Annotated in this window: 20 protein-coding genes and 1 pseudogene; 13 read left to right on the forward strand and 8 right to left on the reverse strand. The window is 49.1% G+C overall.

Annotated elements, in window-relative coordinates; genetic code table 11:
* The 10 genes from Q0X97_RS11145 to dnaX form a co-directional block, all read left to right on the forward strand.
* On the forward strand, positions 1-433 hold a 433-nt coding region (locus Q0X97_RS11145), incomplete at its 5' end, for a hypothetical protein (protein ID WP_302067739.1).
* 2 nt (positions 434-435) lie between these two features.
* Positions 436-1,011, forward strand: a complete 576-nt coding sequence (locus Q0X97_RS11150) for a hypothetical protein (RefSeq protein WP_302067193.1) — start codon at positions 436-438, stop codon at positions 1,009-1,011.
* 18 nt (positions 1,012-1,029) lie between these two features.
* Positions 1,030-3,393 (forward strand): peptidoglycan-binding protein LysM, encoded by a 2,364-nt coding sequence (locus tag Q0X97_RS11155; protein WP_302067192.1) that lies wholly within the window; start codon positions 1,030-1,032, stop codon positions 3,391-3,393.
* Positions 3,371-3,871, forward strand: coding sequence for a hypothetical protein (locus tag Q0X97_RS11160; protein WP_302067191.1), 501 nt, complete (start codon positions 3,371-3,373; stop codon positions 3,869-3,871). Before Q0X97_RS11155 ends, Q0X97_RS11160 begins: the two co-directional genes overlap by 23 nt.
* Before the next feature lie 147 nt (positions 3,872-4,018).
* On the forward strand, positions 4,019-4,735 hold the full coding sequence (locus tag Q0X97_RS11165; protein WP_302067190.1) for a hypothetical protein: 717 nt from the start codon (positions 4,019-4,021) through the stop codon (positions 4,733-4,735).
* 223 nt (positions 4,736-4,958) lie between these two features.
* Positions 4,959-5,708: a hypothetical protein gene (locus Q0X97_RS11170; RefSeq protein ID WP_302067189.1), complete on the forward strand. Its 750-nt coding sequence runs from the start codon at positions 4,959-4,961 to the stop codon at positions 5,706-5,708.
* Between the two features lie 384 nt (positions 5,709-6,092).
* The gene (locus Q0X97_RS11175; RefSeq protein ID WP_302067741.1) at positions 6,093-8,417 is read left to right on the forward strand and encodes an MMPL family transporter; all 2,325 of its coding nucleotides are present in this window, start codon (positions 6,093-6,095) and stop codon (positions 8,415-8,417) included.
* Between the two features lie 99 nt (positions 8,418-8,516).
* Positions 8,517-9,578 carry a lytic murein transglycosylase B gene (gene mltB, locus Q0X97_RS11180; protein ID WP_302067197.1) on the forward strand — a complete coding sequence of 354 codons (1,062 nt, stop codon included), beginning with the start codon at positions 8,517-8,519 and terminating at the stop codon, positions 9,576-9,578.
* A gap of 21 nt (positions 9,579-9,599) precedes the next feature.
* A complete protein-coding gene (locus Q0X97_RS11185) occupies positions 9,600-10,268 on the forward strand; it encodes a hypothetical protein (protein ID WP_302067743.1) in 669 nt (222 codons plus the stop codon).
* Positions 10,269-10,271: 3 nt separating this feature from the next.
* On the forward strand, positions 10,272-12,593 hold the full coding sequence (dnaX, locus tag Q0X97_RS11190; protein ID WP_302067186.1) for a DNA polymerase III subunit gamma/tau: 2,322 nt from the start codon (positions 10,272-10,274) through the stop codon (positions 12,591-12,593).
* 7 nt (positions 12,594-12,600) lie between these two features.
* Here the strand turns inward: dnaX and Q0X97_RS11195 are convergent.
* Positions 12,601-12,740 (reverse strand): annotated as a pseudogene (locus tag Q0X97_RS11195) (lipoprotein signal peptidase); the annotation flags it as partial.
* Positions 12,741-12,967: 227 nt separating this feature from the next.
* On the opposite strand from Q0X97_RS11195, the gene Q0X97_RS11200 reads away from it, so the two are divergent.
* Positions 12,968-13,303, forward strand: a complete 336-nt coding sequence (locus tag Q0X97_RS11200) for a YbaB/EbfC family nucleoid-associated protein (RefSeq protein WP_107879314.1) — start codon at positions 12,968-12,970, stop codon at positions 13,301-13,303.
* 78 nt (positions 13,304-13,381) lie between these two features.
* On the opposite strand, the gene metW is transcribed toward Q0X97_RS11200, so the two are convergent.
* Together metW and Q0X97_RS11210 are read right to left on the reverse strand one after the other, a co-directional pair.
* A complete protein-coding gene (gene metW / locus Q0X97_RS11205) occupies positions 13,382-13,966 on the reverse strand; it encodes a methionine biosynthesis protein MetW (RefSeq protein ID WP_302067745.1) in 585 nt (194 codons plus the stop codon).
* Positions 13,959-15,104 (reverse strand): homoserine O-acetyltransferase, encoded by a 1,146-nt coding sequence (locus Q0X97_RS11210; protein ID WP_302067747.1) that lies wholly within the window; start codon positions 15,102-15,104, stop codon positions 13,959-13,961. The genes metW and Q0X97_RS11210 overlap by 8 nt, the downstream gene beginning before the upstream one ends.
* 218 nt (positions 15,105-15,322) lie before the next feature.
* Here Q0X97_RS11210 and Q0X97_RS11215 point away from each other — a divergent pair, with 218 nt between their 5' ends.
* Complete coding sequence (locus Q0X97_RS11215; RefSeq protein ID WP_199901450.1) at positions 15,323-15,499, forward strand: hypothetical protein; 177 nt, start codon at positions 15,323-15,325, stop codon at positions 15,497-15,499.
* Between the two features lie 72 nt (positions 15,500-15,571).
* Here Q0X97_RS11215 and glyA read toward each other — a convergent pair whose 3' ends face one another.
* From glyA to Q0X97_RS11230, 3 genes are all read right to left on the reverse strand, one after another.
* Positions 15,572-16,822 carry a serine hydroxymethyltransferase gene (gene glyA, locus Q0X97_RS11220; protein ID WP_302067750.1) on the reverse strand — a complete coding sequence of 417 codons (1,251 nt, stop codon included), beginning with the start codon at positions 16,820-16,822 and terminating at the stop codon, positions 15,572-15,574.
* Between the two features lie 197 nt (positions 16,823-17,019).
* Entirely contained in the window at positions 17,020-17,376 is a 357-nt protein-coding gene (locus Q0X97_RS11225) for a hypothetical protein (RefSeq protein WP_107879310.1), read from the reverse strand.
* A 16-nt stretch (positions 17,377-17,392) separates the two neighbouring features.
* The gene (locus Q0X97_RS11230) at positions 17,393-18,142 is read right to left on the reverse strand and encodes a nitroreductase family protein (RefSeq protein ID WP_302067752.1); all 750 of its coding nucleotides are present in this window, start codon (positions 18,140-18,142) and stop codon (positions 17,393-17,395) included.
* Positions 18,143-18,338: 196 nt separating this feature from the next.
* Between Q0X97_RS11230 and Q0X97_RS11235 the strand changes: the two genes are divergently transcribed.
* Positions 18,339-18,563 (forward strand): YdcH family protein, encoded by a 225-nt coding sequence (locus Q0X97_RS11235; protein WP_302067179.1) that lies wholly within the window; start codon positions 18,339-18,341, stop codon positions 18,561-18,563.
* A 66-nt stretch (positions 18,564-18,629) separates the two neighbouring features.
* Here the strand turns inward: Q0X97_RS11235 and Q0X97_RS11240 are convergent, their stop codons facing one another.
* Positions 18,630-18,968, reverse strand: a complete 339-nt coding sequence (locus tag Q0X97_RS11240) for a hypothetical protein (RefSeq protein ID WP_107879380.1) — start codon at positions 18,966-18,968, stop codon at positions 18,630-18,632.
* A gap of 174 nt (positions 18,969-19,142) precedes the next feature.
* Positions 19,143-21,155, reverse strand: a complete 2,013-nt coding sequence (gene rep / locus Q0X97_RS11245) for a DNA helicase Rep (RefSeq protein ID WP_302067178.1) — start codon at positions 21,153-21,155, stop codon at positions 19,143-19,145.
* Positions 21,156-21,296: the final 141 nt, after the last annotated feature.

Here is a 21,296-nt window from a genome sequence, read left to right on the forward strand (position 1 = left end):
GAAGGCGGCGGCTTGGGAGGTTACGGGGCCGAGTAGTATGAATGTAAAAACCCCTTTATTACCTACTACGGGTATATACAGCCGTCGTTTTGATTTCAGCTATATATTTACAAAAGAAATTTTGGAGCAAGGATTAAGCTATCAAGTTATTCATAGAGGTCAAAACTCAGAAACTTTCGAAAAGTTAGATCATGATGGAAGAACTTCAAGATTCTTTGGTAATACACAAGATGAAATTGAGATAGTTGTTATTGGTAAGTTGACAGACGATGACAAGTGGCATTTGGTGGAAGAAAAACATTGTGATTTACACGAAGAGTGCTGTTGTTGTACAGATGATCATCAAGATTATGAAGAGGATGTTGAGCAAGATGTTGGTAATAATATAAACACAGACGATTTAATAGAAGATTTCAATAATTTTGGAAATTAAATATGAAAAACAAGTTCATTTTATCTGTTTTATTGGCAGTTTTTATATCTTATTCATATGCTGAAAAAGGCAATGAGGTTACATTAACAACGGATGATAAACAGATTATTTTTTTCCCTAATAGTGATTGTGGAAATATAAGGAATACAGATCTTTATTATATGAAAAGAGGGACTGATGCCAACATTATGTTGCGTAAGGTTTGGAAAAAAGTAAGGTTTAATCAAAATAATTCTATTGAAAACTACACTTATTCTTGCGTTAAAGCGAAAAAAAATAAAAAAGTCTATACCGTAAATTTTGTATTCAATACAAAAGATCGCTCACAATTGACTGTAATTTATCCGCCGAATTATAAAAATGCCTATGGCGTTCACTTTACGTTTGAATGTCAATTTGTAGCAGGTGCCTTTGCAAATAAAGAAGATATTGAACTTAAATCTATATTAGATAAGTACTTAGAACTTGATCCTAGAAGAAAATGCGTGGCAGCACCAGTGGAAGATGACAATACCCTCAATTCAACTGATAACCAACAAGATGATTTATTAGAAGATTATAAAAACTTCGGAAATTAAGAGAAAATCAGGTAAATTATGCGAAAAAATAAACCAGTAGAAGGAATTGCATATAATTCCAATAGAGAAGGATTTATCTTTGCATTAGCAAGGAGAGAAAGCTCTGCTGATTTAAATAAAGATGATGCTTTTAACCAAGACTCGATGAGGGTAGTTAATGGTCATGGTTATGTAGGGTTGTTTCAATACGGAACATCTGCTCTTATCGATATTGGCTATAAAACAAAAGACGGACTATGGACAGGAAAAAACGGTGCAATATCACTAGAAGCTTTTAAATCATCTCGTCAAACTCAGATTGCAGCCATTAATTTATCTATAGATTTATGGTGTAAAAGATTACGTGCCACTGGTTTAAATGAATATTATGGAAAAATTGTAAAAGGGATTGAAATTACAGAATCAGGTTGCATTGCAGGTTGCCATCTGGTCGGATTGGGAGGATTGGCTTCTTTTTTAAATGCCCCCGGCTCATTAAAGATTAATAAAAATACCGGCAAATCTCATAAAGAATTTGATGGAAATGGTGTGCATATCAGTCATTATATTGATTTGTTTGCCAATTATGATTTAGAAACCTGCTGTAAACGCAAAGTCAGAATAAAACTGAAAGAGCCCGACGATCTTCCTCTGGAAGGCAAAACCGTTACAATTCTTTCTTCCTACAGCGGCAAATACCCAAACAACCCGTTTAAAGTAAGCTATCAAACGGATCAAGATGGAGAATTGCCTGTTATCGTCAGACATCCCGGTGCCAAAATCGTCTTAGAAATTGATGGACGTCAGAGCGAAGAAATTATTCAAAGCGCAGATAAAACGCAACCGTACAGCATTATCGCTTCGTATATGAAAGTCAGTGCTCCGTTAGCGGCAAAAGGCGCACCGGAACCTAAAAAACAAGATACGGAGGAACAGCCTTCATCGGAGAATATCTCTGAATCTGAAAAAACAGCTTCAGAAGATATCAATTTCAATATTGCCGTTTTGGAAGGGGATACCGGCAAACCAATCAGTAACGTCAAATTTACCTTGGTTTATAAAGGCAATCCCAAACAACATATTACAGATGGAAGTGGGATTAAAGAAAACATTGTTGCCGAAACGGGGCAGAAAATCCAGTTCTGTATGGCAGGAGAAGGGAACCTCCAACCGGTTACATCATTTACAGTATCGGAAAGCCTGAGGGATACGACGGTCAATATTTCCTTACCGGTACACACATTCCATATTCTGGTGGTCGATACGGAGGGAAAACCCGTTCCCAATACCGGATTCAGTATTTTTTACCGCAATAAAGAGCGCATTAGAAAAACCGATGCCGAAGGCCGTCTGAAAATCAAAGCATTGTTGGGGTTTGTGTACGGATTTGGTAACAAAGGCAATCCTTTGCTTTATCAAAGATGTCTGCAATCCGTATCCGTCAGAAAAATTATCGTCAACCTGACTGCCGTTCAGATTGCACAGGGTTCCGGACAAACTGCGGAGACAACCGTGGCTCGGACAGCACAACAGGTTATAGGAGTAGCAAAACCGACATCTCCGCCAAAAAATGGGAATCGCCAAAGCCAGCCGGCAGAAGAGCAGAAAACAGAACTGCCGAAACCGAAGCAGCAAGAGCCGGTAAAACAGAAGAATACGCATACGGAGAAAGGTGGGAAACCGCTGACGGTGGTAGGGGAGGAGAATGTTTCAAAAGATACCGTCCGTTATCATATATACTATGATGGTACGATTAAAAGGGAAAATGAGGCCGCAACGGGATTTGTTGAGTTTATTTATTATGATATACAAGAAAATCAACATTTTTTAAAACGGACAAAATTATTTCCAGCAAAAAAATGGGTAAAGAAAGGAGTATTAGAAAAGCCTCAAAAAACAATACATTTATTGGATATGAGATCCGTTAATGAATATAAGCAAGGAAATGTTGGATATACTTTAATATTTAATACAGAAAGGTATTATATAAATCCAATCATGATGGCTGCTATATTAGGTGCTATGTGTGTCTACAGCACAGATGTGCTGAATGCCCCTGGGGTTTTTGTGAGTCATGGTGGAAGCCATAAAGATGGCAGCCCCAATCCTAGTAGTTCACATATTAATGGTGAATCTTGCGATTTTAGATATCTGGCAAAACCAAATACAAAAAGATATCTTATTCCTAACTCAAGTGGCACTATTCTTGCGTCTCAATCAGAATTTGATAAAGTGGCAAATGAAAAATGGGTTGAAATATTTAAATTATTTGGAATTCAAACTTTTTACACTGGTACTACGGCAACAAGTAAAATTCCAGCTGTAGAGGGAACACGTTTTTGGGTTAATCATCATCACCATTTACATATAGGGAAGCATAATGGAAAAATACAAAAAATATAAAATTTTAGTAGGGTTACTATTGATTAGCCTTTCAAATTTTGCATGTGCACAACAAACCGTCGATAATAAATTTCAGATTGATGGATTTAATGGTATTGGTATTAACTCTAAATTCAACTCCAAAAGATTAAAGAAAGAATTGGAACATGAGCAAAATAGTACCTGTTTCATTGCTACGGATGGAGTATACAAAAATGTCAGCTATATGGTTGACAATGATATTGTTGTTACTATTGGAACAGATGATAGAAATATATCATCTCCTTTTAATGTAAAAATCGGTGATTCTTTAAAGGTCGTCTATCAGAAACATTTCCATAAAAAAGGTATACGCTTAGAAAATCCATATTCTGGTTTTTCCATTGTTTATTGGCATCCTAATAAAATTGGAGTCAAATATAATATTTCAAATAATAAAGTTGAAAGCTTTGAGATAGGGAGTAAAGGATATTTGGAATTAATGGAGGGCTGCTCATGAAAATAAAATATCCATTTGAGAAAAGAAGACATGCTGAATTAAATATGGTTTTGTCGATTAAATATCGTTAGATCATCTGAAAGTGTATTTCAGACTCTTTAGACATTTCATCTGCATATCATATTAAGAGGAAATAAAAGAAAGATTATGAGTATTCTTAAATCCGTTTTACGCGGCTGCCTATTGCTGCTAATGTCCTGTACCCAGGCAGAACATGTTGAAAAGACCAAAACATCAAACGAGGATATTAGTCCAGCTTCAGAGATCAGTCAGTCTGAAACCAAGCAGTTAATCCCAATAGATGAAGTAGTAAACAAAAGAAAAAATTTTACCGGTTCTGCGGATTTTCATATTTTGGATTTACTTAAGGCCACGGATGTAGAACGGATTGAGTGTCAATACAGCAAAGAGAGTACCATACAAAATTCTCAATCTATAGCAATTATTTTCAGAGGGTTATCTGATAGATATATACAACAATGGAAAATATGGGAAAAAGTATATGCAGAAATTATTCAGCTTAGCAAATCAAAAAAACTCAGCTTTCATGATTTGGAATCGACATACCTAGTATTAAACGCATATTCCCTTAAAGATAAGAGCAAACATCCGATTTCGATAAAAAAAGTTGGTGAAGTATACGTTTCTCCCAATAGTAGAATTTTTGAGATCAGGTTATTAGACGGAACATCCGCTCATATCGAAGTGTTTAAAGATATTCCTTATTATCATACAGATAATGAAGATGCTGAACACGATTTGACCAATGCCCCCGAATATTCCCCTTATTATTTCCGTTTCTGGTTTGATGGCGACCGTGAAAAGCAGACATGCCGTCTAAAATACGATGTTTTTGTCGATTAAATATTATTTATGCCGTCTGAAAGCATATTTCAGACGGCTTTTTTAAAGATATCAATTTCCATACCGTATTATTATTTTGAAAAATAAATCTGTGGGATATAGAACGGCTTGTTGAAAGTGCACCAAATTGATGATGAGAAAAAACAAAGCAGTGAAAGATAGCAGAGAAGATAAGCAACACTGATCTTTATCGGTAGGTAAACTTGAAAAGGAATATATATATATGAGTATTTACAAATCTGTTTTATCTTGTTGTTTGTTTCTGTTGATGTCTTGTACACAGGCTGAGCATGTTGAGCAAAAAACTCAAATACAGGGTAAGCATACCGATACAGTTTCAGAAATCAGTCAGTCAGAATCTAAGGGCCTGATTCCAATTGATAAAGTTCCCAGTGTAATAGAAAATACTTTCAATTTTTCTACAAACAGTATTAGTTATTTACTTAAGACTGAAATTACAACAATAGAGTCAATTCAATGTAAAGACAGTAAAGGAGACATTATTGGGGATAATGAGTCTCCGGAATTTCGCACTTCCATACATTTTTTGGGCTTGCCTGATAATGAATATAGCCGGGGAAGAGAAATATATGAAGAAGTTAAACAACTTGCTCAAGAAAAAAGAGTGGAAATTAAAGATTTAGAATCAAAATATTTAGTCCTGAATGCCTATTCATTGAAAAAACAGGCAAAATATCCTATCAAAGTGAGAAAAGTTGGGGAAGTCTATGTATCCAATAATAATAAATTGTTTGAAATCAAACTGCTGGATGGAACTTCCGCACACATAGAAGTGTTTAAAGACATTACATATTATTCTATAGATAAAATGGATAAGGACGGAAACATTAAATCAGCCGAATACCATGTAAGCGAAGCCCCCGAATACTCCCCCTATTATTTCCATTTCTGGTTTGACGGCGACCGTGAAAAGCAGACATGCCGTCTGAAATATAATGTTTTTGTCGATTAAATATTATGTATGCCGTCTGAAAGCATATTTCAGACGGCTTTTTTAGGATGCCTGTTTCAATATTGCCGTTTTGGAAGAGGGCACCGGCAAACCGAGCGGCAAGGTTAAATTTACTTTGGCCTATAAAGGCAATCTCGAACAGCATGTTGCAGACGGTTATGGTGTTCGGGGAAACATGCAATTTTCCGTCGGTTGATAGGGTAGGGAAAGCCTGTTTCCGATACCGGATTCAGTATTCTTTACCGCAATAAAGAGCGTGTCAGAAAAACCGACGGCGGAGGCCGTCTGAAAGATTGATTTAAGACGGCCGGTATTAAGCTATAATTTTATTGTTTTTTTTATTTTAAATTTCGAGGCCGTCTGAAAAGGCGGCCTTTGCCCAATATGAAATTCCGCTATCTCTACACGCTTTCCATTCTGCTGCTTGCCGCTTTTCTCGCTTATACCTTTGCTACCCGCACATGGCTGCAAACCGATTTGACCGCCTTGTTGCCGGCGGAGCAAACACCGGATGTGCTGCTGGAAACGGCCGACAAGTTCAGCGAAAAGCAGTTGAACGGCCAAGTGGTGCTGCTGGCGGGCAGCGATGATGCGGAAAAGGCTTTTCAGACGGCCTCCGACATTGCCGAAGTATGGCGTAAAAGCGGGGTGTTTGCAGGGGTGGACAGCAGCGTTTCGCCCGACTTGGCGCAAATCCGCCAAGATGTGCAGCGGCTGGGGCTGGCGGTGCTGCCGCCCGAACAGCGGAAATTGCTTGCGGATAACCCGCGGCAGTATTTCCAAGCGCGTGCCGAAGCGGCGGTGAATCCGTTTGCTGCCGTGTCGCCGCTGCCTTTGGAACAGGATTGGCTGGGTTTCGGGCGGTTTGTGATGGAACGTGCCGCGCCGCAAAGCCGTTTGCAGTGGAATGCCGACAACGGCATGTTGTTCAGCGAAGAAAACGGTAAAACATGGGTATGGCTGCGCGGCAGGCTGCCGGAAAGCAACCACATCGCCAACGGCAGTGAAGACCTGCTGCCGTTGCTGGAGCGCAGCCGCAAAATGGCGGCGCAACGCGGCGTGGAAACGCTGAGTGCGGGCGGGGCGGTGTTTGCGGCGGCGGCCAAAGCGGGGGCAGAACGCGAAAGCCACCTGATGGCGGCGGCGGGGCTGCTGCTGACGTTTACGTTGTTGCTGTGGGTGTTCCGCAGTGCGCGCGTGTTTTGGCTTACCCTGCCTTTGGCGGCCGGGTTGCTCACGGGGCTGGCGGCGGCTTTGCTGGTGTTCGGCGAAGTGCATATTTTAACGATTGTGATCGGCACGAGCTTGGTGGGCATGCTGGCGGATTTTCCGCTGCATTGGCTGGCTCCGTCGGTGTTTGCCGGAAGGCCGTCTGAAAGCGGTTGGCGGCCTATGCCTGCCATGCGCCATGTGCTGCCGACTTTCGCCGTGAGCCTGCTGATTACCGTGCTGGGTTATGCTTTGCTGTGGTTCACGCCGCTGTCGGTATTGCGCCAGACTGCCGTGTTTTCGGGCTTTGCATTGGTGGGGGCGTTCGGAGCGACGGTGCTGTGGCTGCCGGTGCTGTTTAAGCATTACCGCAGCAAAGAAGTGCCGTTTACGGCAATGATGTACGGCCTCGATCGAGCGGTAGGCCGTCTGAAAAACATGGTGTTCAAACCGCTGCCGCTGGCGGTGTTGCTGGTGTCGGCGGGGCTCGGATTGTGGCGCAGCGACTGGCGCGACGACATCCGCCAATGGACGGCTTTGTCGCCCGAAATGCTTGCGGAGGCACGCAGAATCGGCGAATTGAGCGGCACGGAATTCGGCGGCCAATATGTGTTGGTCGAGGCCGGAAACCAAGATGCGCTGCTGCAACGCAATGCCGAAGTGCACAGCCGTTTGCAGCCGCTGATGGCGCAACGGAAACTCGCCGGTATCCAGTCGCTCGACCAATGGATGATGCCGGTGTCGGAGCAGAAATCGCTGCAAAACCGTTTGCGCGGTTTGTCTGAACGGCCGGAAACATGGGCGGCCATGCGCGAAATCGACGTGCCCGACGAAGCCGTGAGGGCAGCCTTGCAAGAAGCTGCCGAAATGCCCGCGCAAACGCTTTCAGACGGCCTGCAAACGCAGATTTCCGAAGGCTGGCAACCACTGTATCTGGGCGAAGTTGCGCCGAACCGCTTTGCCTCTATCGTGCGTCTGAACGGTATTCGGGACGCGGCTTCCATTCAGGCCGTCTTAAAAAATATGGAAGGGGTGCATTGGGCGGACAAGCGCTCTCATTTGAACGAACTGTTTCTGCACACCCGCAATCAGGCCGCGTGGCTGAAGCTGGCCTCTTATGCGTTGGCGTGGTTTTTGCTGTGGCGCATGTTCGGCACCAAGCGCGGCATACAGATTTTGGCCGTGCCGCTGGCCGCCGCCGGCTGCACCGTTGCCGTGCTCGGCTGGCTGGGCATTCCGATCAGCCTGTTTGCCATGTTCGGCCTGCTGCTGGTTTCCGCCATTGGGGTGGATTATGCTGTTTACGCCGTAGCCGCCAAGCATTCCGCTCCCGCCCGCCTCGGCGGGATGATGTTGGCGGCCATGACCACGGGTATTTCGTTTGCCTTGCTCGGCATGAGCGGCACACCTGCGGTGGCCGCATTCGGCATCAGCGTGGCGGCGGGGGTGGCATTCAATCTGATTTTTGCGGGCTGGCTGTTGAAAGAGCATAAAATTTAAAAAGAAACGGCAATAAAATCTTTGCTTTAACCGGTCTTGCAAATTTGATAAACTCCGCATTCACACCACCTTATAATGAAAACGGATTTCTCAATGAAAATGAAAAAAAATGCAGTTCTGCTGGCGGCCGCTTTGATATTGGCATCATGTACCACTACGCAAACGACACCGGAAACACCGGTCAAACCCCTTCCCAAACGCCCGTCTTTAGACCAAGCGGCCGACTCGGTGGCCATCAGCGGATTCAACGGCAACGCCAACGTGCAGCGTTTTATCGCGCATGAAGCAGCAAGCGGCAAGTTTACCGAAAGCGAGTTGCAGAGCTTTTTCGACGGCGTGATTTACAAAGGCAACATCATCAACATCATGAACCGCCCCGGTACGTCGCGCCCGTGGTATGAATTCCGTACCGGCAACTCCGGCGCGTCAAAAATCAACAACGGCAAGCGTTTCTACGAACAACACAAAACCACCATTGATGCCGTGGCGCGCAGCTACGGCGTACCGGCCGAACTGATCGTGGCCATCATCGGCATCGAAACCAACTACGGCAACAATATGGGCAGCTTCCGTTTGGCGGATTCTTTAAGCACGCTGGCGTTCGACTATCCGCGCCGTGCCGAGTTTTTCCAAAAAGAATTAAACGAATTTCTGCTGATGGCAAAAGAAGAGAAGCGCGACGTATTCGGTTTTAAAGGCAGCTACGCCGGCGCGATGGGCATGCCGCAGTTTATGCCTTCGAGCTTCCGCAAATATGCGGTCGATTACGACGGCGACGGTGTGCGCGATATTTGGAACAACGTCGGCGACGTGGCGGCTTCGGTGGCGAACTACATGAAAGCGCACGGCTGGCAGACCAACGGCAAAATGGTGGTGCCGGTTACGCTCACCATCACGCAAGAGCTGCAAAACATCATCGACGAAAAAACCGCGCTCACCCGCACAGTGGGCGAACTCAAACGCTTGGGCGTGATGCCGCAGGAAGTGGTGGACGACAATGAAAAAGCCGTGCTCTACCGCCTCGAAACCGCACCGGGCGTGTATGAATACTATATCGGCCTGAATAACTTCTACGCCGTATGGCAATACAACCACAGCCGCATGTATGTAACCGCCGTACGCGATATCGCCAACGGCGTGGGCGGCAACTACCGTTTGTAAACTCAAAGAAAGCACCAAACTATGCAAGATTTTGACAAAATTGCACTTCTTCTCGGAAAAGGAGGAATATTGCTAACAATTGCATCTATCCTTGTATATATCTTATGGAAGCTCCTTATTAACATAAATCACATAGAAAACCTATATGATTTTATTACAGTTAAGCGTAAAAAATCGATTAGAGAAGATATCAATGACAACAACTTAGAAGAAGGTATAAGAGAAATTTTAAAAGAAAATTATAACCATATACGTTTTAAAAAAATATCTGGAATACATGCGAATAAAAAACTAAGAAGCAACATTTATTCTTTGATTAAAAATCCTGCAGTTAATATTGCAGATATAAGAAAATCCAAGAGATATATTAAAACAGATAATAGCTTATTATCTATTGTTATTACGCCAAAAGATAAAAATAAATATAAAGGAGATAGAATATTTAATCGGGTATTGTTAGTTGCTTCTATTCTGTATTTTATACTTTTTGTTTTAATAATTTTAGGTATTGTAAAACAAGTTCCAGAAAATATATCTCCAAAAAATATAACAGATAAGACGGTCAGCATTATTTGCCTAGTTATGGTGTTTGTATATTCAACTTTCGCATATTCGCTTAGAAAACGTGTCATTGGCTATGAAACAGCCCAGAAACTCCAACAAACTTTATTAAAATTAAATCAGAATTAATCTATGGCTTATCAAGTTCTCGCCCGTAAGTGGCGGCCTAAAACCTTTGCCGATTTGGTCGGGCAGGAGCATGTTGTCAAAGCATTGCGCAACGCGCTCGACGAAGGCCGCCTGCATCACGCCTATCTGCTTACCGGCACGCGTGGGGTGGGCAAAACCACCATCGCCCGCATTCTGGCGAAAAGCCTCAACTGCGAAAACGCCAACCACGGCGAGCCTTGCGGCGCGTGCCAAAGCTGCACCCAAATCGACGCGGGGCGATATGTTGATCTGCTCGAAATCGACGCGGCTTCCAACACCGGCATCGACAACATCCGCGAAGTGCTCGAAAACGCCCAATACGCGCCCACCGCCGGCAAATACAAAGTCTATATCATCGACGAAGTGCACATGCTTTCCAAAAGCGCGTTCAATGCGATGCTGAAAACGCTGGAAGAGCCGCCCGAGCATGTGAAATTCATTCTTGCGACTACCGACCCGCACAAAGTGCCGATTACCGTATTGAGCCGCTGTCTGCAATTCGTACTGCGCAACATGACCACGCAGCAAGTGGCCGACCACTTGGCGCATGTGCTGACGGTGGAGCAGATTCCGTTCGAGCCGCCCGCGCTGCAACTGCTCGGCCGCGCCGCCATGGGTTCGATGCGCGATGCCTTGAGCCTGCTCGACCAAGCGATTGCGATGGGTTCCGGCAGCGTTACCGAGCATGATGTCCGCCAGATGATCGGCGCGGTCGACAAACGCTATCTTTACGAACTGCTGCAAGGCATCGTTAACCAAGACGGCGAAGAACTGCTGCGCAAAGCACAAGAAATGGCCGCCCGCGCCATCGGTTTCGACAACGCCTTGAGCGAACTGGCTATGCTGCTGCAACGGCTGGCCTTGGCGAAAACCGTTCCCGCCGCCATTGCCGACGACCCCGAACATGAAACCCTGCTGCGCTTATCGCAATATTTAAGCGGCGAACAAATCCAGCTTTACTACCAATGCGCTATCCACGGCAAACAAGACTTGAGCCTCGCGCCCGACGAATACGCCGGTTTCGTGATGACGCTGTTGCGTATGCTCGCGTTTGCCCCGATTGCCGCCAAAGCGCACGACCCCGACGGCGTGATAGAAGGCACACAACTGCACAACCCCGAAGCGGCGGAACCTGCCGCAAAAAAGCCGCTGATTCTGCCTGAGCCGCCGGCCGAACCGAAACCTGTTCAGACGGCCTCCGAAACCGTGGCAAGGCCGTCTGAACAGGCCGTGGCACAGGCAGAAGATACACCGCCGTGGGAAGATGTGCCGGAAACGCCCGCTGCGGCAGCGGATGGTTTTCAGACGGCCTCCGAACCCATAAGGCCGTCTGAAAAAGTTGAAACGCAAACAGCGGTTCAGGCGGCAGAAGCGTCTTTGCAGAATCACATGCAAGAAACGCCCGCCGTGGCAGCAGAGCATTTTCAGACGGCCTCAACACCGATAGCAAGGCCGTCTGAAACCGCAGGTGAGCAAGTTGCCGTGCAAGAACAAGCCGCAACTGAAACGCTTCAAACCAACCAACCCGAAGCCGCTACCATGCCGTCTGAAAGCATGGAAAGCCTTCAGGCCGCAGCGGCAACCCCGCCAGCAAGTACGGCAGACATTCAGACGGCCTCTCCGTTGAGCGAAGTTCAAAGCCCGCAAACCATGCCGTCTGAAACCGCCGAAACCGCTTTTCAGACGGCCTCGGATTATCCGCCCGAATATGCCGAAGCCCCGTTTGATGCGGACGCGGCGCCGTATTTCCCCGAAGAATACGACTACCCCGAATATCAAACCTACGAGCCGCCGATGCCGTCTGAAAACGCAGCCGATAGCGAAGACGAAGAGCAGGCCGAGACCGAAGAGCAGGCCGAGACCGAAGAGCAGGCAGGTTTCGCCCCACTGCCCGAGTTCGCCCCCGAAAACTGGGCGGCCATTGTCAAACGCCTCGCCCCCAAACTCGGCGCGGCACAAATGCTGGCGCAACACGCCGTTTGGACAAGCTATCAGCCCGAAACCGGCCTGATGATGCTCGCCCTCACCGACGAAGCCCGCGCCACCACCACCAAAGAGCGTTTGGATAAAATCCAAAACACCCTCGCCGACGCATACGGCCTGACCTTAAAGCTGCAAACCGAAGCGTGGCGCGACGGCGCAGGCTGGGAAACCCCCGCCATGCGCAGCAAACGCCTGCAGCTCGAAGGCCGCCAAAAAGCGCAGCAACTGCTCGAAGCCGACCCCGCCGCACGGCAGATTCTCGAGTTTTTCGAAGCCCGATGGCTGCCCGACACGCTGGAGCTGGCTGAATCGCAGGAATAAGGCATCGAGGCCGAGACCTTTGCAAAACCCTCAGATGTGGATGCAGTTCAAGGCGTAGCAGCGCAGCGAGTGCAGACATATCACACGATAGGCAAACGAGCGGGCAGCGCACAACGCAGAAATGCGCCGCAGATGGGGGTTTTGCAAAGGTCTCAAGCCGTCTGAAAACGGTTTCGTTAACCATATATCGGCAAAACCATACCGTCATACTCGGGCTTGCCCCGAGTATCTTGAATGCCGATTAAGATAGGGAGATACTCGGGTCAAGCCCGAGTATGACACACCGTGAATATACCCTTCTGAAAAGCCGCGCCGTATTGCCGTCCGCCCATTCAAAAGGTATCATCAAACCCTTTTTAACCAGGAGTAAAACCATGTTCGGAAAAGCCGGATTAGGCGGCCTGATGAAGCAGGCTCAACAAATGCAGGAAAACATGAAAAAAGCGCAAGCCAAGCTGGCTGAAACCGAAGTAAACGGCGAAGCAGGCAACGGCTTGGTTAAAGTTACCATGACCTGCAACCACGTTGTCCGCAAAATCGACATCAGCGAAGATTTGATCAAAGAAGCGGCCGACGACAAAGAAATGCTCGAAGATTTGGTATTGGCCGCCATCAACGACGCAGGCAGTAAAGCGGAAGAAACCACCAACAAAACCATGGGCGCGTTCACCCAAGGCTTACCTGCCGGAATGGGCGACTTTTTCCGTTAACGGTTTTGCCGTACCGGTACCAACATATCGAAAGAGGCCGTCTGAAAGTATTTTCAGACGGCCTCTCGACTATGCAAACTATCCCACGCGGTAAAAGGCCAAGCTGCCGAGCAGGTTGGGCAGCATGTTGATGCGTTTGCCGCCCGTCATCACGGTGCGCTCCAATACGCGGATGCGGTTTTTGGCACACAGGCGGTCGAAATCTTGCAGGGTGCACCAATGGATGTTCGGTGTGTTGTACCACTGGTAGGGCATGCGTTCGGATACCGGCATGCGCCCGAGCAGGCCGATTTGCAGGCGGTTGCGCCAGTAGCCGAAGTTCGGGAAAGACACAATCGCCTGTTTCGCCACGCGGGTAAGGTCGCGCAGGATGGTTTCGGTGTTCTGCATGGCCTGTATGGTTTGGCTGAGCACCAGAATGTCGAAGCTGTTGTCGTCGAAATCCTGCAAACCTTGTTCCAAGTCGGCCTGAATCACGTTTACGCCGCGCTCCATCGAAGCGATGATGCCGTCGGTGTCGATTTCTACGCCGTAGCCGCTGCAATTTTTATATTTGATCAGCGCGGAAAGCAATTCGCCGTTGCCGCAGCCCAAATCGAGCACGCGGCTGCCGGCGGGAATCCAGTCGTAAATCAGTTGTAAATCGTCGCGCAATTCAGTCATGGGCGCATTCCTCGGCTACGTTGTTCATATAGGCGCGTACGGCGCGGATGTAGGGTTCGTCGGTCATCAGAAAGGCATCGTGGCCGTGGGCGGATTCGACTTCGATGTATTGAACGTCTTTGCCGGCTTTCACCAAATGTTTCACCAGCGCGCGCGAGCGGGCGGGGGCGAAACGCCAGTCGGTGCTGAAACTGGCGACAAAAAATTTAGCCTGCACGGTTTTTAAGGCGGCGGTCAAGTCGTTTCCGAAGTCGGCGGCGGGGGCGAAGTAGTCTAAAGCTTTGGTCATGCGCAGATAGGTGTTGGCATCGAAGCGTTCGGCAAATTTGTCGCCTTGGTAGCGCAGGTAGGATTCCACTTCGAATTCGACACCGTAGCCGTATTGGTAGCCGTCGCTGTGCATGTTGCGGCCGAACTTTCTGCCCAAGCCTTGTTCGGCGAGATAGGTGATGTGTCCCATCATGCGGGCGATGCGCAGGCCGCGGCGCGGTATGGTGTTGTGGCGGCGGTAGTGGCCGTCGTGGAAGTCGGGGTCGGTGATGATGGCTTGGCGGGCCACGTCGTTAAACGCGATGTTTTGGGCGGATAAGCGGGTGGAAGAGGCGATGACCAATGCGTTTTTCACCCGTTCGGGGAAGTCTATCGTCCATTGCAATGCCTGCATGCCGCCCAAGCTGCCGCCGACAACCGCCGCCCATCGGCGGATGCCGAAATAATCGGCTAACAGGGCTTGGCTTTTTATCCAGTCTTTCACGGTGATCACGGGAAAATCGGCACCGTATTCTTCGCCGCTTTCGGGGTTGATGCTCAACGGGCCGGTACTGCCGTGGCAGCCGCCGAGGTTGTTCAGGCCGACGACGAAAAAGCGTTCGGTATCGATCGGTTTGCCCGGGCCGACCATGCTGTCCCACCAGCCGGGGTGTTTGTCGTCGGGGTGGTGCCGTCCGGCAACGTGGTGGTGGCCGGAAAGGGCGTGGCAGATTAAAACGGCATTGGATTTCTGCCCGTTTAATGTGCCGTAGGTTTCCACCATCAAATCGAAGCGCGGCAGCGTTTGGCCGTTTTGCAATGCCAACGGGGTTTCAAACGGGATTTTCTGCGGGGTAACAATCCATGGATCGTCGGTGTGTGTGGTCATGGCGGTTGGGCGGAAAAGACGGAAAGCGGTTATTATATAGTGAAGAAACCGAATAATTCCACCGCGCCGCCCGACGGCGACCGTTTCGGTTTCTAATGTTTGCCGCTTTGCGCTCAGTATTACGATCGGGTTTTATTGCCGGAGCGGGCGGGGTGGGGTTTATGCAAAGAGCCGCAATCGGCAGCCGTTGTTTTCAGACGGCCTGTGGGAAAAGATAGATGATAGGCCGTATTTTACGCATTGTTTTTTTTATCGCATTAATCGGATTGGTGGTGAACCGTTTGTTCAGCCGCAAACAGAAACGTGCGCTGCGCGAAGTGGTGCAGATCAGCGCGTGGGTGTTTTTGGTGGCGGCGGTGTTGGCATTGGGCTGGTATTTGTTCGGTATTTATTGATGTTTTGTATAAAGAGGCCGTCTGAAAACATGTTTTCAGACGGCCTCTTTCACATTATCCGATTAAATCGAATCAAGCGCCGTAAACCGGATTTTTCTCGCACAAAGCGGTAGCGGCTTTGGCTACACGCTCCAAAGTAGCTTGGTCTTCGGGGTTTTCCAGCACGTCGGCAACCAAATTGGCCAACTCGCGGGCATCGGCTTCGCTGAAACCGCGGGTGGTAATCGCGGCGGTGCCGACGCGGATGCCGGAGGTAACAAACGGTTTTTCCGGGTCGTTCGGAATGGCGTTTTTGTTGATGGTAATGTGCGCTCTGCCCAAGGCTTCTTCGGCGGCTTTACCGGTGATGTTTTTCGAGCGTAAATCTACTAGGAAAACATGGCTTTCGGTGCGGCCCGAAATGATGCGCAAACCGCGTTTCACCAACTCTTCCGCCATGGCTGCGGCATTGATTTTCACTTGTTTGGCGTATTCTTTGAATTCAGGCTCCAACGCTTCTTTAAAGGCCACGGCTTTGGCGGCAATCACGTGCATCAGCGGGCCGCCTTGCAGGCTTGGGAAAATGGCGGAATTGAGGGCTTTTTCGTGCGTGTTGTCGCGGCACAGAATCACGCCGCCGCGCGGGCCGCGCAGGGTTTTGTGGGTGGTGGTGGTAACGAAGTCGGCAAACGGAACGGGGTTGGGATATTCGCCGCCGGCTATCAAACCTGCGTAGTGCGCCATGTCTACAAACAGGTATGCGCCCACTTTGTCGGCGATTTCGCGGAACTTGGCCCAGTCGATTTGCAGGGCGTAGGCGGAAGCACCGGCCACAATCATTTTCGGTTTGTGTTCCAAAGCCAAGCGTTCCACTTCGGCGTAATCCAGCACTTCGTTTTCGTCCAAGCCGTAGGTAACGGCGTTATACAGTTTGCCGGAAATGTTGACCGATGCGCCGTGGGTGAGGTGGCCGCCGTGTGCCAAGCTCATGCCGAGGATGGTGTCGCCGGGTTTCAGCACCGAAGCGTACACGGCTTGGTTGGCTTGCGAGCCGGAATGCGGCTGCACGTTGGCGTATTCGGCACCGAAGAGTTTTTTCACGCGGTCGATGGCTAGTTGCTCGGCGATGTCCACGTATTCGCAGCCGCCGTAATAGCGTTTGGCGGGGTAGCCTTCGGCATATTTGTTGGTAAGCTGGCTGCCTTGCGCTTCCATCACGGCGCAGCTGACGTAGTTTTCCGAAGCAATCAGCTCGACATGATCTTGCTGGCGTTGCACTTCTTTGGCAATCGCGGCGGCGAGTTCGGGATCGTATTTCTCAATGGTTACGCTTTTTGAAAACATGTTGGTTCCTTTGGGATGGCGGGGTGGGGAACATTTCAGACGGCCTCGATCCGGCTTGCAGAGGCCGTCTGAAAACTGATTAAACGGAAAGACTGCATTGTAGCCGAGTTTTGTGTTTTATGCTTATGAAAAACGGCGATATTGTCAACAAAATCCATTCATGCGGGCGGAGGCCGTCTGAAAACGGAAAAATCGAATTATTTAAATAAATCATCTTGTTTGAGATAGTATTCGATTGATTCTATCAATTTTTCCAGCTCGTATTCCGCCTGCGCCGCACTCAGATTTTTGGCAATTTCGGCTAAGGCGGCGGCTTCCAGTTTTTTGCGTTCGATGGCATCGGCTTCTTTGGAAAAAGTCAGCACGTTGTCGGGCAGCTTCAAGGGCGGCATGTCGCCTTCGAGCGCATAGAGGTTTTCGCCCGCCAAGCCGAATGTGGTGCTTGCGGCATGGTCGGGGTGGTATTCGGCATCGTTGACTTGCAGCCAGTAAGGGCGGTTTTCGAGTTTGACAAACTGCCCGTTCAGGCCGTAGACGTGTTTGAATTTACGCAAGGTTCAGACGGCCTTTTCAGTTGTCGGACGTAGTTTTGGTAAGCCAGCCCTGCTGTTGCAGCAGCGGAATGTTTTTCGGTGCGTAGGTGCTGCTGTAATAACGGGCGAATTTTTCGCGGAAAGGAAATTTTTCGCGCGCTTCGCCGAATGCGGTCATGGTGCGTTCGTATTGTTCGAGGCCGTCTGAAAGCGTTTGGTCGCACGGGTATTCGTTTTCGGCGTAAACGGCGCTTTCGGGCAGGCGCGGTTTGATGCGCATGTCGGTGTCGGGAATGCCGATGCAGAGGCCGACAATCGGAAAGGTGTTTTTAGGCAGCTTGAGCAGTTCGATCAATTCGGCGGCGATATTGCGGATGCCGCCGGTGTAGCAGGTGGCGTAGCCGAGGCTTTCGGCGGCAACCACGGCGTTTTGGGCGGCCAGTGCGGTATCGGTTACGGCGGTAATCAGGCTGTCGGGTTCGCCGGCCGCGCTGAAGGTGCCGCCGCAGGCGCGGCCGGATAAATCGGCGCGGTGCAGGTCTGCCACGAAAACCAGATAGGTGCTGCACGTGCCGATTTGCGGGTTGGCCGGTTGCAGGGCGGTGATTTTTGCACGCAGTTCGGGCGAGGTGATGTTGATGATGGTGTAGTGCTGGCCGTTCATCCAGGAAGGGGCTTGGCGGGCGCAGTCGATGATGGTTTGCAAGTGTTCTTCCGGCAGGGCGGAGCCGCTTTTGAAATGCCGGTAGGTGCGGTGGTTTTTGATGGTTTCGACGGCGTTTTTCATGACAGTTTCCTTTGCAGATAATGCTTGCGATTGTATGCGCGGTAGGGGGAAACGTCCAGTTGGGCGGCGTGGGGAAGAGGCCGTCTGAAATAAAATAAAGCTGGCAGGCAATCCTTGCTTTGTTATAAAATGTAATCGAAATCAGAAAGGCATAACTGCTTTATTTTTAATTTGTTATTTCAAAGAGGAAAACAAAATGTTTCCAGAATACCGTGATTTGATTGCTAAACTGAGACAAGAAGACGCACACTTCGCCCGTTTGTTTGACGAGCATAACGATTTGGACGACAAAATTACCGGTTTGACCAATAATCCCGTAACCGGCGGTTTGGATGAAATCGAGGTTCTGAAAAAACAAAAACTGCATCTGAAAGACCAGTTATACGCTATTTTGCGTAAAGCCGAGGCTGAAAACGCGTAAGTGCCGAATAATGTGAAAAGGCCGTCTGAAAATGTTCAGACGGCCTTTTTTACGGATTACAGGCGCTTACATGCAGCAGCTGCCGAAACGCAGTTTTTTGCTGAATACCAGCTCGTGGGTGAGCTGTTTGAACACCAGAATATTGGTGTTGTTTTCCAGCGCGCGGATGCTGTGGGCTTCGTGCGGTTCCAAGCGCACCACTTGCAGCCCTTTGGTATCGAGCGTTTCTTTTTCGGTGATGATTTGCGCGCTGCCGTTGAGCACGATCAGCAGGATGATCGCATCGGTTTCGTAGGTAGGGATTTCGTTGTCTTTCTGAAGGGAAAGCTGCACGATTTGTTGGTCGTTGTCTTCGGCAATCACGCCGCCGATTAAGGCGTGGGGATCGAGAGTGTATTGCTTCATGGTCTTGCCTTTGATGGAAATAAAATTACAGCCGAATTATAGAGGGGAGGAAAAAGCACGGGCAATTTTTTCAGACGGCCTTTTGATGTAAGGCAAGTTAAGAGGGTGGCAGCGGGCGGTAGCGAAGAGAGAAGGGGCCGTCTGAAAACAAACTTTCAGACGGCTTGCAAGCAGTTATCGCGTATTGCCGCTTTTGGCTTTCGAGGCCAGCATCGCCTGCAAACCGGCCAAATTGCTTTTGCCTTCTTCTTTGCTCACAATCGGTTCGCCGCCTTTTCTGCCGAGGATTTTCAAATCTTCCTGCGGCATTTCGTCGATAAAGCGGCTGGGGTCGGGAAACTGCCATGTGCCCTGCCGTTTGCGCTTCACGCAGTGGGTGAGTGTGAGCTGGCGTTTGGCGCGGGTAATGCCTACATACATCAAACGCCGCTCTTCTTCGACGTTGCTCTCTTCGATACTGTCGGCGTGAGGCAGCATGCCTTCTTCGCAGCCTACGAGAAACACATACGGATATTCCAAACCTTTGGAGGCGTGCAGGGTGGAAAGTTTGACCGCATCTGTTTCTTCTTCGTTTTTGCCTTCGAGCAAGGTCATCAGGGCGATGGTTTGGGCAATTTCGATGATGTTTTTGCCGTCTTGCCCGCCTTTGCGCGCCAGCCAGTCGGTGAGGTCGGTAACGTTGCGCCATTTGATTTCGCCGGCTTTGCCTTCTTCGCTGCCGAGCAGATGGGCTTCGTAGGCAATGTCGGCCAGCAGGTTGTTGACGAGTTCGCCCGCGTCGTCGTGTTCGGCACGGGCGCGGTAATCTTCCATCAAGGCCATGAATTGTTGCAGGTGCTCGCGGTTTTGGGCGTTTAAGACGGCCTGTGCTTCGGGGTTTAACGCCGCTTCATACAGGCTGCATTCGTGGCTGTGGGCATAGGCGTTGAGCTTGCCGAGAGTGGCTTCGCCGATGCCGCGTTTGGGCGTGGTAACGGCGCGTAAAAAGGCGGGATCGTCGTTGGGGTTGGCGAGCAGGCGGATGTAGGACAATACGTCTTTGATTTCGGCTTTATCAAAAAAACTCTGGCCGCCTGAAAGCTGGTAAGGCACGCGCGCACTGCGCAAGGCTTCTTCAAACACCCGCGCCTGATGGTTGCCGCGGTAGAGGACGGCGAAATCGGCATATTGGGTTTTGTCGCCGCCCACCAGTTTCTGTTTCACAATCTGGCTCACCACCCATTCGGCTTCGTGCTGCTCGTGCTGGCAGGCGACGATTTTGATGTGTTCACCCATGCCGAACTGCGACCACAAGGTTTTTTTGAACAGCTTGGGGTTGTTTTCAATTACCTTGTTGGCCACTTTCAATATCCGCGCGGTGGAGCGGTAGTTTTGCTCCAGCTTGATTACCTTCATCTGCGGATAATCTTCCTGCATTTGGCGCAGATTTTCCATGTTCGCGCCGCGCCATGCGTAGATGGATTGGTCGTCGTCGCCCACGGCGGTAAACATGCCTTCCGCGCCGGTGAGCAGCTTCATCAAAGTGTATTGGCAGGCGTTGGTGTCTTGGCATTCGTCCACCAGCAAATAGCGCAGGCGGAGTTGCCATTTGTGGCGCACTTCGCTGTTTTGCTGCAATAGCACGGCGGGCAGGCGGATTAAGTCGTCGAAATCGACGGCCTGATAGCTTTCCAGCGTGGCCTGATAGCCGGCATACACTTTCGCCATTTGGCTTTCCCATTCGTTAGAGGCCGTCTGAAGAATCTCTTCGGGCGTTTTCAAATCGTTTTTCCACAGGGAAATTTGGTGCTGGGCTTTGAACACCGCTTCTTTGCCGGTGCTGCCGAGCAGCTCGTTGATGATTTTGGCGCTGTCGGTGCCGTCGAGAATGGAAAAGTTTTTCTTGTAGCCAATGTTGGCGGCTTCTTCGCGCAAAATGCGCATGCCGAGCGAGTGGAAAGTACAGATGGTCAGGCCGCGCGTTTGGCTTTTCGGCAGCATTTTGCCCACGCGCTCCTGCATTTCTTTGGCGGCTTTGTTGGTGAACGTGATGGCGGCGATGTGGTGGGCTGGATAGCCGACTTTGGTAATCAGGTGTTTGATTTTCTGGGTAATCACACCGGTTTTGCCGCTGCCCGCGCCCGCCAAAACGAGCAGGGGGCCACCGAGGTATTGCACGGCTTGTTGTTGCTGGGGATTGAGTTTCATAGAAGAGGCCGTCTGAAAGAAATGCGGGGCAGATTATAGCATTTTGCCGTTTTCAGACGGCCTCATATTGGGAAGCCGAAAGTCGGGTAAGCAGAATAATAAAGATTGCCTGCGTATCGGGAAGCAGGCGCAACCAATCGG

It is taken from the genome of Neisseria sp. MVDL19-042950, assembly GCF_030504625.1.
Classification (GTDB): Bacteria; Pseudomonadota; Gammaproteobacteria; order Burkholderiales; family Neisseriaceae; genus Neisseria.

Excerpts from the sequence above, each read along its gene's own strand:
- Q0X97_RS11155 (WP_302067192.1), top strand. The coding sequence starts at position 1,030 with ATGCGAAAAAATAAACCAGTAGAAGGAATTGCATATAATTCCAATAGA.
- Q0X97_RS11160 (WP_302067191.1), top strand. The coding sequence starts at position 3,371 with ATGGAAAAATACAAAAAATATAAAATTTTAGTAGGGTTACTATTGATT.
- Q0X97_RS11170 (WP_302067189.1), top strand. The coding sequence starts at position 4,959 with ATGAGTATTTACAAATCTGTTTTATCTTGTTGTTTGTTTCTGTTGATG.
- Q0X97_RS11185 (WP_302067743.1), top strand. The coding sequence starts at position 9,600 with ATGCAAGATTTTGACAAAATTGCACTTCTTCTCGGAAAAGGAGGAATA.
- Q0X97_RS11240 (WP_107879380.1), bottom strand. The coding sequence starts at position 18,968 with ATGAAGCAATACACTCTCGATCCCCACGCCTTAATCGGCGGCGTGATT.
- Q0X97_RS11165 (WP_302067190.1), top strand. The coding sequence starts at position 4,019 with ATGAGTATTCTTAAATCCGTTTTACGCGGCTGCCTATTGCTGCTAATG.
- rep (WP_302067178.1), bottom strand. The coding sequence starts at position 21,155 with ATGAAACTCAATCCCCAGCAACAACAAGCCGTGCAATACCTCGGTGGC.
- glyA (WP_302067750.1), bottom strand. The coding sequence starts at position 16,822 with ATGTTTTCAAAAAGCGTAACCATTGAGAAATACGATCCCGAACTCGCC.
- Q0X97_RS11235 (WP_302067179.1), top strand. The coding sequence starts at position 18,339 with ATGTTTCCAGAATACCGTGATTTGATTGCTAAACTGAGACAAGAAGAC.
- Q0X97_RS11200 (WP_107879314.1), top strand. The coding sequence starts at position 12,968 with ATGTTCGGAAAAGCCGGATTAGGCGGCCTGATGAAGCAGGCTCAACAA.
- mltB (WP_302067197.1), top strand. The coding sequence starts at position 8,517 with ATGAAAAAAAATGCAGTTCTGCTGGCGGCCGCTTTGATATTGGCATCA.
- Q0X97_RS11150 (WP_302067193.1), top strand. The coding sequence starts at position 436 with ATGAAAAACAAGTTCATTTTATCTGTTTTATTGGCAGTTTTTATATCT.
- metW (WP_302067745.1), bottom strand. The coding sequence starts at position 13,966 with ATGACTGAATTGCGCGACGATTTACAACTGATTTACGACTGGATTCCC.
- Q0X97_RS11210 (WP_302067747.1), bottom strand. The coding sequence starts at position 15,104 with ATGACCACACACACCGACGATCCATGGATTGTTACCCCGCAGAAAATC.
- Q0X97_RS11230 (WP_302067752.1), bottom strand. The coding sequence starts at position 18,142 with ATGAAAAACGCCGTCGAAACCATCAAAAACCACCGCACCTACCGGCAT.
- Q0X97_RS11215 (WP_199901450.1), top strand. The coding sequence starts at position 15,323 with ATGATAGGCCGTATTTTACGCATTGTTTTTTTTATCGCATTAATCGGA.
- dnaX (WP_302067186.1), top strand. The coding sequence starts at position 10,272 with ATGGCTTATCAAGTTCTCGCCCGTAAGTGGCGGCCTAAAACCTTTGCC.
- Q0X97_RS11175 (WP_302067741.1), top strand. The coding sequence starts at position 6,093 with ATGAAATTCCGCTATCTCTACACGCTTTCCATTCTGCTGCTTGCCGCT.